Raw genomic sequence first — 12,215 nt, 5'->3', positions numbered from 1 at the left:
TGATTGAAATGCACCAAAAAGCGATTATGACCCGATTCGGGTGGTTACAACGAAATAAGCGGCCCCGAAGGACCGCTCTTTCCACATCGACAACGCCGGATGCTTATTGGCCGCGCGCTTCCGCGTCGATCTTCGACAGCGCGCCGGTGTCGCGCATGAACCAGCAGACGACGAGGGTGCAGGCGATGACGGCCGTCGTGTACCAGTAGAAGCCGCTTTCCAGGCTGATGGATTTGAACCACAGCGCCAGGTACTCGGCCGTGCCGCCGAACACGGAGACGGCGAATGCATACGGCACGCCGACGCCGGTGGCGCGGATCGAGGCCGGGAACAGCTCGGCTTTTACCAGTGCATTGATCGACGTGTAGCCGGACACGATCATCCAGGCACAGGCGATCAGGCCGAACGCTTCCCACGGGCCGCTGGCGTGGCGGATACCGGTCAACAGCGGCACGGTGAACAGGGTGCCCAGCAGCGCGAAGCCGATGAGCAGCGGCTTGCGGCCGATGCGGTCCGACAGCGCGCCATACAGCGGCTGCAGGCACATCGCGAACAGCAGCGACGCGGCCGAGACGGCGGTGGTCTGCCCATCCGTCAGGCCGACGGACAGGCGCAGGAATTTCTGCATATAGGTCGTGTAGACGTAGAAGGCCAGGGTGCCGCCCATCGTCAGGCCGATCACCAGCATCACTTCGCGCGGGTGCTGCATCAGTTGCTTCAGGCCGCCCATCGGTTTCGCCTTTTTACGCGCGGCCTCGAACGACGCGGTCTCCGGCAGGTTGTGGCGCATGCGCAGGGCCAGCAGCGCGAGGCAGGCACCGGTGAAGAACGGGATGCGCCAGCCCCAGGCACGCAGCTGGTCGGCGTCGAGCAGGAAGTTCTGCAGCACGAGCAGCAGGACCAGCGCCAGCAGCTGGCCGCCGATCAGCGTCACGTACTGGAAGCTGCTGTAGAAGCCGCGGTGCTTCGAGTCCGCCATCTCCGACAGGTACGTCGCGCTGGCGCCATATTCGCCGCCCAGGCTCAGGCCCTGCAGCAGGCGCGCCAGCAGCAGGATGCACGGCGACAGGATGCCGGCCGCGGCGTAGGTCGGCGCGCAGGCGATCAGCAGGGAGCCGAAGCACATCAGCAGTACGGAGGTCATCAGCGCCGTCTTGCGGCCGAGGCGGTCGCCGATGTGGCCGAACAGGATGCCGCCGATCGGACGCACGAAGAAGCCCAGCGCGAAGATGCCCGCCGTGGACATCATCTGCGCCGTGGGATCCTGCTTGGGGAAGAACGAGTTCGCGAAGTACAGCGCGAACGCCGAGTAGCAGTAGAAATCGAACCACTCGACGAGGTTGCCGGCCGAGCCGATGAAGATGGCCTTCAGGCGCGAGCCGGAAATGCGCTCGCCGGCGCCGGCCGCCGCCTGGGCGCCGACCTTGGATGTGATGGTGTTCATGGATGTCTCCTCTTTTGGTATGCCCACTATCCCAGCCATGGGCCGCGCACACATCCGCAATGTCGGCGCGCCCTCCTCCGTAAAACTACGGAGACGGTTTTCTTCAGGCCGCGCAACTGCTATCGTTGGCGCCATGGCCAAACTGCTCAACCTCCTCATCGGCGCCTTCGCGCTGGCCGTCATCGCGGCGTCGGGGAACTGGGCCGAGCGCCACGAGCTGCAGACCAAGACGGAAGGCCTGCGCCAGGCCGCGGCCGCGCACGTGCTGGGCCTGCGCGGCCTCGTCGAGAAGCACGACTTCCTGCCGCACGCGGCGGCCCGCCACCCGGACGTGCAAGACCTGCTGCGCACCCCGCGCGACGGCGCGCTGCGCTCACGCGTCAACGATTACTTCGCCGACCTGCAGGCGACGACGGGCGCCGCCGCGCTGTTCCTCGTCGACCGCGCGGGCCTCACGCTCGCGGCCAGCAACTGGAACCTGCCGTCCAGTTTCGTCGGCCAGTCCTATCGCCAGCGCCCCTACTTCGAGGATGCCGTGCAGGGCCGGCGCGGCATCTTCTATGGCCTCGGCCTCACGACGGGCCAGTCCGGGCTGTTCATCGCGGAACCCGTGCGCGCGGACGGCGCTATCCTGGGCGTCGTCGTCGTGAAAATCAGCCTGGAACCGCTGCAGGCCGCATGGATGCGCGGCGCCGACCCGGTGGTGCTGCGCGACAGCCGCGGCATCGTCTTTCTCTCCGCCGTGCCGGACTGGCTGTTCCACGCGATCCGGCCCGTGTCCGCGGCCGACCTGCACTGGATCGTCGAGCACCGCCAGTACGGCAACCGCGAACGCTTCTACGTGCTGCCGTGGCAGACGGAGACGCGCGGGGCGTCCCCCGGCTTCGTCCTGCACACGAACATGGGCGGACGCCGGCTGGACCTGCTCGCGCTGGACACGCCGCTGCCGGAACTGGGCTGGACCCTGACCGTCACGACCGACATGAAGGAAGTGGTGCAGGCGCGCCAGCTCGCGCTGATGCTGGCCGCCCTGGCCGTCGCGCTGCTGCTGCTCGGCGTGCTGTACTGGCGCCTGCGCGAAAAACGCTTCCGCGAACAGCGCTCGGCCCGCATCGAACTCGAACGCCGCGTCGAGGAACGCACCCACGACCTGGAAGAAGCGCACGCGTTCCGCAAGGCGATGGAAGACTCGCTCCTCGTGGGCATGCGTGCGCGCGACCCGGAGGGCACCATCATCTACGTCAACCCGGCCCTGTGCGCGATGGTGGGCTACAGCGCGGACGAATTGCTCGGACGCCGTCCGCCTTACCCGTACTGGCATCCGGACGACCAGGAAAAACACGAGCGCGAAAGCGCCGACGCGCTGCAGGGCCGCGCCGCCCCGCACGGCTTCGAATCGCGCATCCGCCACAAGGACGGCCACGACGTGATCACGATGGTCTACACGGCCCCCCTCGTCGACGCGCAGGGCGTGCACCGGGGCTGGATGAGTTCCGTCGTCGACATCACGGCGCAGAAGCAGGCCGAGGCCCGCCAGCGCGACCAGGAAGTGCGCCTGCAGCGCAGCGCGCGCCTCGCGAGCGTGGGCGAGATGGCGTCCACGCTCGCGCATGAACTGAATCAACCGCTGATGGCGCTGTCGAACTTCGCCGTTGCCGCGCGCGCCCTCACCGCGCAATCGGCGCCGCCCGACATGCTGGCCGGCGCGCTCGACGAGATCGTCGAACAGTCGAAACGCGCCAGCGAGATCGTCAAGCGGGTGCGCGCGTTCATCAACCCCAAGCGGGGGCATTACGAAAACCTCGCGGTCGACGGCGTCATCGCGCACGCGGCGGCGCTGCTGGAGCCCGAGCTGAAGCAGGCGGGCATCGCGCTGCAGCTTGCACTGGACGATGGCGGCACCGTGGTACGCGGCGACCGGGTCCTGCTCGAACAGGTGCTCGTGAACCTGATCCACAACGCGATGCACGCGATGCAGGACCGCCCGCGCGGCGCCATCGACCTGACCAGCCGGCGCGTCGACACGGGCGTGCGTATCACCGTCACCGACCATGGTCCCGGCATACCGCCCGAGCAGCTCGACCAGATCTTCGCGCCCTTCTTCACCACCCGCCCCGACGGCCTGGGCCTGGGGCTGAACATCTGCCGCACCATCGTCGAGGCCCACGGCGGTTGCATGACCGTCGAGAACCCCGCGGGCGGCGGCGCCGCCTTTTCCTTCACACTTCCGATCGCGCCATGAAAGACATCCCGCTCACCCTGTACGTCGTCGACGATGACGAAGCCCTGCGCCGTTCCCTGCTGTTGCTGCTGTTTTCGCAGGGCCTGGCCGTGCAGGCGTTCGAATCGGGCGAGGCGTTCCTAGAGGCCGTCGACATGCGCCAGCCGGGCTGCGTGATCCTCGACCTGCGCCTCGGCGGCATGAGCGGCCTGGCCGTGTTCGACCGCCTGCGCGCGGCACACAGCCCGCTCGTCACGCTGTTCCTGTCCGGCCACGGCGACATCCCGACCGCCCTCGAAGCCGTGCGCCAGGGTGCGTGGGACTGGGTGGAAAAGCCGGACACGCAGCACCTGCTCGACAAGCTGCCGGCCGCCATCGCGGAGGCACGATCCCGTGCACACGCGCTGCGGCTGTGGGCGGAGCTGACGCCGCGCGAACGGGAAGTCGCGCGGCTCGTGGGGCTCGGCCAGCCGAACAAGGAGATCGCGCGGGTGCTCGTGCCGCCATGCGGACCGCGGTCGGTGGAGACGCATCGCGCGAACATCTTCAGCAAGCTGCAGTGCGCGAACGATAACGAGTTGGGGCGGTGGCTGGCGGCGCACCCGTGGCTCGGCTAGCGCTTGCTCAATCCTGTCAACAACGCCTGGTGAAACCGCGCCGGATCCTGCATCTGCGGCGCGTGGCCCATGTCGTCGAACTCGACGAGCGTCGCATGCGGAATCGCCTTCGCCGCAGCCTTGCCCAGCGCCGCGTAGTTGCCCAGCTTCGGCCGCAGTTCGGCCGGCGCGGCATCCTTGCCGATGGCCGTGTTGTCCTTCGTCCCGATCAGCAGCAGCACGGGCATCTTCAGTAACGGGAATTCGTACACGACCGGCTGCGTGTAGATCATGTCGTACAGCAGGGCCGAGTTCCACGCGACGAGTTTTTTACCGGGCCCGCGGTACAGCCCCGCGAGCATCTGCACCCACGGCTCGTACACGGGCTTCCAGTCGTTGACGTAGTACGTGGCTTTTTCGTACGCGCGGATCCTGTCGGCCGTCGTCTGGAGCTCCCGCTCGTACCACTTGTCGACGCCCAGCGCCGGGACGCCCAGCGCCTTCCAGTCTTCCAGCCCGATCGGGTTCGCGAGCACCAGCTGCTCCGTCTCCTCCGGATACAGCAGACCGTAGCGCACGGCCAGCATGCCGCCCGTCGAGTGGCCCATCACGGTGGCCTGTCTGACGCCGATGGATGCCAGCAGCGCGTGCGTGTTGGCGGCCAGTTGCTGGAAGCTGTATTGATAGTGCTCCGGCTTGCTCGACTTGCAGAAGCCGATCTGGTCGGGCGCGACGACGCGGTAGCCGGCCTTCGTGAGCGCGTCGATGGACGACTTCCACGTCGCGGCGCAGAAGTTCTTGCCGTGCAGGAGGACGACGGTGCGGCCGTTCGGCTGCGCCGGTTTCACGTCCATGTAGGCCATGTGCAGCGGCACGCCCTGCGACGTGAAGCGGTATTGCTGCACGGGGTACGGGTAATCGAAGCCTTCCAGCTCGGGGCCGTAGGCGGGTTCGGCGGCGTGGGCTGCGCTCATGATCAGCGCAGCGCACGCCGCCGCGGTCAGGCGTGCTCGGGGCATCGGATTCTCCTGGTGGATGCGATGCCCCGCAGTCTAGCGGAGATGCGGTTTTCAGTCCTGCGCGATCAGCGCCACCGGTGCGCGCGTATCGAACTGCACCTTGCCGCCCGAGACGATGGCCGTCTTGCCCGTGTACGCATCGCGCACCGTCTGGCCGTCGCCGAACACGCCGGCCACGGAGATGGCGACCGTGCGGTCCTGCGGCAGGTCGAGGGCGACGACGACGCGGTCGGAGACGCCGTTTTTCTCGTACGTGCGCTTGAACGTGTACGGGCTGGAGGCGATCATCTGGTGCACGCCCGCGCCCACGGCCGGATGCGCGTGGCGGAAGCGGCCCAGGCGCGCCCAGTGGTCGCGCACCTCGGCCACGCCGTGCAGGCCGACCTGGGCATTGTTCTTCAACTGGTCCCAGTTCATGAACGAGCGCAGGTTCGCGTCGCCCACGGCGCCTTCGATCTTCAGTACGCGCGCCGTCTCGTCGCCGTAGTAGACCTGGGCCTGGCCCGGCGCCAGCAGCAGCTTGTTCGCTGCCTCGAACGGGCGCGCGCGCATTGCGTCGAACGGGTGGCTGTCGTCGTGCGAGTCGAGGTAGTTCAGGACCGTGACGCCTTTCAGCGGGCCGTTCAGCAGGGTCGAATACTTCGAGAACAGCGTCTCGTAGCTCTGGCCGGCGTCGTTCGGCAGGCTGAAGTTGATCATGCTGTCGAAGCCGTTGTTGTAATAGTCGACCTTCGTGCCGTCCTCGTAGGCGAACTGGCGGCCGTCCGCGATCGGATGGCCGAACGCCTCGGCCGTCATGAAGAACGGCACATTGCCCATCTTGTCGACGGCCTGCTTGCCGGCCGGCGTGCGCTTCCAGTCCTCGTAGGCCTGGCTCGCCACCTTTTTCAGGTCCTTCCACACGCCGGGTTCCGTGTGCTTGACGGTGTCGCCGCGGAAGCCGTCGAAGCCGTACTTGCGCACCCAGTCGGCGTGCCATTTCATCAGGTAGTAGCGCGGTGCGCGCGGGTAGCCCGTGCGCTTGAAGAAGTCGTCCAGCTCCTTCACTTCGCGGTCGTAGCGCCCTTCCTTCTTCCACTTCGCGACGAGGAACGGCGGCAGGTCGACCTTCGCATTGCTGTCGGTGCGGAAGTCCGGCAGGTTTTTCACGAGCGCGCAATCGACCGTGCCCCTGACGTCCTTGAAGTTGCAGACGGGCGACGTGCGCACCCAGTCGGACGGCCACACGGTATCTTCCGGAGTGACCGGCCCCGTGTGGTTCATCACGACGTCGAGCAGCACGCGGATGCCGCGCGCATGCGCCGCCTCGACGAGGTCGCGCACGTCCTTCTCGGTGCCCACGTTGGCGTCGACGGCCGTGAAGTCGCGCGCCCAGTAGCCGTGGAAGCCGTAGCTGACGCCCGTGCCCTCGTCGGTGGACGCGTGGATCTGCTCGACCGGCGGCGAGATCCAGATCGCGTCCACGCCCAGGTCCGTGAAATACCCTTCCTTGACCTTGGCCGTGACGCCGGCCAGGTCGCCGCCCATGAAGCCGCGCGCGACGGCCGCGTCGTTCTTGCGGCCGTAGGCGAGGTCGTTCGACGGATCGACGTTGTTGAAGCGGTCGATCACGAGGAAGTAGACGGTCGCGTTATCCCAGGTGAACGGCTTGCCCTTGACCGGCGACAGGTCGGGCGCGGCCGAGGCGGCGCCGAAGGCGAGCATCAGGGAGGCGGCGAGAACGGGGAGTTTCATGCGGGGTCCTGTCAGTAGTTATAAGCGTCGTTCCCGCGAAGGCGGGAACCCAAGTTCATGCGCCGTCGAAACGCATGCAAGATTGGGTCCCCGCCTGCGCGGGGACGACGTTGGTTGAGTGCGCGGTAGATCGTGCGGTTGCATCACGTAATCACGCTCGGCTGCTCCCGCCCGGTCCGCGCCTTCAGTCCCGACACCTGCTCCGCGATGGCGATGAGCGGCGCCAGCGCCTGCTGGGTATCGAGGTTGTGGCGGGCCGGGTCGGCTTCGTAGCGTTCCAGGTACAGGCGCACGGTGGCGCCTTCCGTGCCGGTGCCGGACAGGCGCATCACGATGCGCGAGCCGTCCGTCATGACGATGCGCACGCCCTGGCGGGAAGACACGGAATTGTCGACCGGGTCGGTATAGGTGAAATCGTCGGCCAGCTGGACACGGAAATCCCCCAGCGTCTGGCCTGCCAGCGATGCGAGCTTGCCGCGCAAGTCGTCCATCATTGCGTTGGCGGCGCCGGCGTCCACGGCCTCGTAGTCGTGGCGCGAATAATAGTTGCGGCCGAAGCGGGCCCAGTGTTCCTGCACGATCTCGTTCACGGACTTGCCCGTCGCGGCGATCAGGTTCAGCCAGAACAGCACGGCCCACACGCCATCCTTTTCGCGGATGTGCATCGAGCCCGTGCCGTAGCTCTCTTCGCCGCACAGCGTGGCAAGGCCCGCGTCGAGCAGGTTGCCGAAATACTTCCAGCCGGTCGGGGTCTCGAAGCAGGACACGCCCAGCGCGGCGGCCACGCGGTCTGCGGCCTGCGACGTCGGCATGGAGCGCGCGATGCCCTTGATGCCGTCGCGGTAGCCCGGCGCAGCGGTCGCGTTGGCGGCGATGATGGCGAGGCTGTCCGACGGCGAGACCGCGAGCTTGCGGCCGACGATCATGTTGCGGTCGCCGTCGCCGTCCGATGCGGCGCCGAAGTCGGGCGCGTCGGGGCCGTCCATCAGCGCGATCAGTTCGGCCGCGTTGACGGGGTTCGGGTCCGGGTGGTGGCCGCCGAAGTCTTCCAGCGGTTCGGCGTTGACGACGGTGCCGGCGGGCGCGCCCAGCATGCCTTCGATGATGGCCTTCGCGTACGGGCCGGAGACCGCGTACATGCCGTCGAAACGCATCGTGAAGCCGCGCTGGAACAGGGCGCGGATGGCGTCGAAGTCGAACAGGCCGGCCATCAGCTCGGCGTAGTCGGACACGGAATCGATCACCTCCACTTCCATGTCTTCGAGGCGGATGCTGCCGATTCTATCCAGGTCGACCGGGCCGGCGTCGCTGATGCGGTACGCGCTCAAGGTCTTCGTATGTTCGTAGATCGCGTCGGTGATTTTCTCGGGCGCCGGGCCGCCGTTGTCGATGTTGTACTTGATGCCGAAGTCGCCGTCGGGACCGCCCGGGTTGTGGCTGGCCGAGAGGACGATGCCGCCCAGCGCGGCACGCTTGCGGATGACGCAGCTGACGGCCGGCGTCGACAGGATGCCGCCGCGGCCCACGAGCACGCGGCTCACGCCATGGGCGGCGGCCATGCGCAGGATGGTCTGGATGGCGTCGCGGTTGAAATAGCGGCCATCGCCGCCGAGCACCAGGGTGCGGCCCTGGAAGTCACCCAGCGTCAGGAAGATGGCCTCGACGAAGTTTTCGAGGTAGCCGGGCTGCTGGAACTCCGTCACCTTTTTGCGCAGCCCGGACGTGCCGGGGCGTTGCCCGGCGAACGGGGTCGTCGCAATCGTCTGAATTGTCATGTCTTGCTCCTGTCGGGGGGGTTGTTGTCAAACCCGTAAGGATACGGCACTCGCCCCGACTGCGGCGCCGCTCTCAGTGGGCGGCGCGCTCCGGACGGTCGGTGACGAACAGCGCCAGCACGGCCGCGATGACCATCGACACGCCGCCCAGCACCAGCGTAAGTACCGCGTGGTTGCCGAACATATGCTTCGTGAACCAGCCGAGCACGAGACCGCTGACGATCTGCGGAATCACGATGAAGAAGTTGAACAGGCCCATGTAATAGCCCATGCGGTTCGGCGGCAGCGCGGCAGCCAGGATCGCATACGGCATCGTGAGGATGCTCGCCCACGCCACGCCCACGCCCAGCATCGGAATCAGCAGCAGGTGCTTGTCGTGGAAGAAGAACACGCTGACCAGCGACAGGCCGCCGATCGCAAGGCAGACGGCGTGGCACGCCTTGCGGCTCGTGCGGCGCGCCAGCACGGGCAGCACGAACGCGGCCAGCGCGGACATGCCGTTGTAGACGGCGAACATCACGCCGACCCAGTTGCCCGCGTCCTGGTAGCCCGCCGACAGAGGATCCGTCGTGTTGTAGACGTTGTCGGCGATCCCGGGACCGGTGTAGATCCACAGCGCGAACAGCGCGATCCACGAGAAGAACTGGACGAACGCCAGCTGCACCATCGCCTTCGGCATGCGCGCGAAGCCGCCCATGATCTCGCGCAGCGCCACGCCGAAATTGCGTGAATGCTTGCGCTGGGCCGCGAAGCGGTCGAGGTCCGGCGGCGGCAGTTCGGTCGACGTGAACACGGTCCACGTCACGGCCAGCAGGAACGCGGCGCCGCCGATATAGAACGAGTAGCGCACGGAATCCGGCACCCCGCCGTCGACGGGCACGTTGGAGACGCCGAGGTAGTTCGTGAAGAGGATCGGCAGCAGCGACGCGATCACGGCGCCGCAGCCGATGAGGAAGGTCTGCATCGCGAAGCCGGCGGTCTGCTGCGACGTATCGAGCTTGTCGCCGACGAACGCGCGGAACGGCTCCATCGAGATGTTGATCGAGGCATCCATCAGCCACAGCATGGCCACGGCCATCCAGACGGCGGAGGAATTCGGCATCACGAACAGCGCGATGGCGGCCAGCACGGCGCCGAGGAAGAAGAACGGACGGCGGCGGCCCCAACGCGGGTGCCACGTGTTATCGCTGAGGTAACCGATCACCGGCTGCACGAGCAGGCCCGTAACGGGCGCCGCGAGCCAGACGAGGGCCAGGTCGTCCATCGACGTGCCCAGCGTGGCGAAGATCCGGCTCGTGTTCACGTTCTGCAGCGCCAAGCCGAACTGGATGCCGAAGAAGCCGAAGCTCATGTTCCACAGCTGCCAGAAAGTCAGCCGCGGCTTGAGTGCATGTGTTTGCATTTCCATCTGTGTCCCCTAATGCGCCTGGACTCCCGCCAGGCTGCCACATGTAGCAAAGTAACATGGGGTTTTCTGGGTGTCAACGAAACAACACCCTGAATCTAAAGGGAAGCCACAGAAAATGTAGTCAAACAACAACCGGGGTCAGAGCCCTGTTTTGGGCAATTGCCAAAAATCGGGCTCTGACCCCGGTGTTTATTTGCGGGGTTTCTTGTCCGCGAACTTGCGCTTTGCCGGCTTTTTCTCCGGCGGTTCTTCGCCGTCGCGCGTGATGCCCAGCTGCTGGCCCGCCACCCACACCTTTTTCAGATGGTCGAGCAGGTCCCGCGGCAGGTCGGCTGGCATGTCGAGCGTGCTGAAGTCGTCGTAGATCTCGATGCGGCCGATCTCCTTCGATGGCACGCCGCCTTCGTTGGCGATCGCGCCCACGATGTTGCCCGGCTTGACGCCGTGGAAGTGGCCCACCTCGATGCGGTACGTGGCCATGCCCGGCTCCGGCGCGCGCACGACGCGCTCCTTCTTGAAGCCCTGGCGGCCTTCCCCATCCCGGCCGGCACGGGCCGGGCGCTCGTCGCCGAAGCTTTCGCGGCCCGCGCGCGCCGGGCGTTCCTCGCGTTCGCGGAATTCCGGCTTGGGCTCGCGGTCCGGCTTTTCCAGCAGCAGCGGCTCGTCGCCGCGATACAGCTTGGCCAGCGCGGCCGCGATGTCGATCGCGGGCACGTTCTGCTCGCGCTCGAAGTCCTCGATCAGGGAACGGAACACGTCCAGGCCGCCCGCGGCCAGCGTCTCGCCGATCTGCTCCTTGAACTTCGTGATGCGCACCTCGTTGACGGCCTTGATGGTCGGCAGCGTGAGCGGCGCCACCGGCTGGCGCGTGGCGCGCTCGATCGCCTTCAGCAGACCGCGTTCGCGCGGCGTGATGAACAGGATCGCGTCGCCGCTGCGGCCCGCACGGCCCGTGCGGCCGATGCGGTGCGTGTAGCTTTCCGGGTCGGACGGCACGTCGTAGTTGATCACGTGGCTGATGCGCTCCACGTCCAGGCCGCGCGCGGCGACGTCGGTGGCGACGAGGATGTCGATCTTGCCGTTCTTGAGCTGTTCGATCGTGCGCTCGCGCTGTTGCTGGGCCATGTCGCCGTTGATGGCGGCCGCGGCGAACCCGCGTGCCTGCAGCTTGGACGCCAGTTCCTCGGTGCCGAGCTTCGTGCGCGCGAAGACGATCATGCCGTCGAACGGCTCCGCTTCCAGGATGCGCGTGAGCGCGTCCAGCTTCTGCAGGCCCGCGACGAGCCAATAGCGCTGCGTGATGTTGGTGGCCGTCGTCGTCTTGGCGGCCACCGTCACCTCGCTCGGCTCATTCAGGTACGTCTTGGCGATGCGCTTGATCTGCTGCGGCATCGTGGCCGAGAACAGCGCGGTCTGGCGCCCTTGCGGGGTTTCCTGCAGGATGCGCTCGACGTCGTCGATGAAGCCCATGCGCAGCATCTCGTCGGCTTCGTCCAGCACGAGGGTCTTCAGCTGCGAGATGTCGAGCGAGCCCTTGTCGAGGTGGTCGATGACGCGGCCCGGCGTGCCGACGACGACCTGCACACCGCGGCGCAGCGCCGACAGCTGCGGGCCGTAGCTCTGGCCGCCGTAGATCGGCAGCACGTGGAAATTCTTCAGATGCGCGGCATAGCTCTGGAACGCTTCGGCGACCTGGATCGCGAGCTCGCGCGTAGGCGCGAGCACGAGGGCCTGCACGGCCGGGTTCTTGACGTCGATGCGCGACAGCACGGGCAGCGCGAAGGCGGCCGTCTTGCCGGTGCCCGTCTGCGCCTGCCCCAGCACGTCGCGTCCCTCCATCAGGAGAGGAATGGTGGCCGCCTGGATCGGCGACGGCGTCTCGTAGCCGACCTCCTTCAGTGCCTTGAGGATGGGTGCGGGGATGTCGAGGTCGGCGAAGGTCGGGAGCTGTGTGTCTTGCATGTAGGAATCTTCAAATAAAATCGTAAGCAAACGAGTAGTTTACTACTTCAGGCGGC

General features: G+C 66.9%; 8 protein-coding genes. 2 read left to right on the top strand and 6 right to left on the bottom strand.

The features are described from left to right. Positions 1-103: 103 nt before the first annotated feature. Positions 104-1,444, bottom strand: a complete 1,341-nt coding sequence (locus P0M04_RS14065) for an MFS transporter (RefSeq protein ID WP_259449878.1) — start codon at positions 1,442-1,444, stop codon at positions 104-106. A gap of 133 nt (positions 1,445-1,577) precedes the next feature. Here P0M04_RS14065 and P0M04_RS14060 point away from each other — a divergent pair, with 133 nt between their 5' ends. Together P0M04_RS14060 and P0M04_RS14055 are read left to right on the top strand one after the other, a co-directional pair. Then, on the top strand, positions 1,578-3,686 hold the full coding sequence (locus P0M04_RS14060) for a sensor histidine kinase (RefSeq protein WP_259449877.1): 2,109 nt from the start codon (positions 1,578-1,580) through the stop codon (positions 3,684-3,686). Further along, the gene (locus P0M04_RS14055) at positions 3,683-4,282 is read left to right on the top strand and encodes a response regulator transcription factor (RefSeq protein WP_259449876.1); all 600 of its coding nucleotides are present in this window, start codon (positions 3,683-3,685) and stop codon (positions 4,280-4,282) included. The genes P0M04_RS14060 and P0M04_RS14055 overlap by 4 nt, the downstream gene beginning before the upstream one ends. On the opposite strand, the gene P0M04_RS14050 is transcribed toward P0M04_RS14055, so the two are convergent. The 5 genes from P0M04_RS14050 to P0M04_RS14030 form a co-directional block, all read right to left on the bottom strand. Next, positions 4,279-5,280: an alpha/beta fold hydrolase gene (locus tag P0M04_RS14050; RefSeq protein WP_371877326.1), complete on the bottom strand. Its 1,002-nt coding sequence runs from the start codon at positions 5,278-5,280 to the stop codon at positions 4,279-4,281. The genes P0M04_RS14055 and P0M04_RS14050 overlap by 4 nt on opposite strands. 51 nt (positions 5,281-5,331) lie before the next feature. Then, positions 5,332-7,014: an alpha-amylase family glycosyl hydrolase gene (locus P0M04_RS14045; RefSeq protein WP_259449875.1), complete on the bottom strand. Its 1,683-nt coding sequence runs from the start codon at positions 7,012-7,014 to the stop codon at positions 5,332-5,334. A gap of 143 nt (positions 7,015-7,157) precedes the next feature. Further along, positions 7,158-8,789, bottom strand: a complete 1,632-nt coding sequence (locus P0M04_RS14040; RefSeq protein ID WP_259449874.1) for an alpha-D-glucose phosphate-specific phosphoglucomutase — start codon at positions 8,787-8,789, stop codon at positions 7,158-7,160. Between the two features lie 73 nt (positions 8,790-8,862). Further along, entirely contained in the window at positions 8,863-10,197 is a 1,335-nt protein-coding gene (locus P0M04_RS14035) for an MFS transporter (protein ID WP_259449873.1), read from the bottom strand. A 189-nt stretch (positions 10,198-10,386) separates the two neighbouring features. After that, a complete protein-coding gene (locus P0M04_RS14030) occupies positions 10,387-12,159 on the bottom strand; it encodes a DEAD/DEAH box helicase (protein ID WP_259449872.1) in 1,773 nt (590 codons plus the stop codon). Between the last annotated feature and the right edge of the window lie 56 nt (positions 12,160-12,215).

The sequence above is a fragment of the Telluria mixta genome, assembly GCF_029223865.1.
Lineage (GTDB): Bacteria > Pseudomonadota > Gammaproteobacteria > Burkholderiales > Burkholderiaceae_D > Telluria > Telluria mixta.
This window is presented reverse-complemented; position numbering and strand designations above follow the sequence as displayed.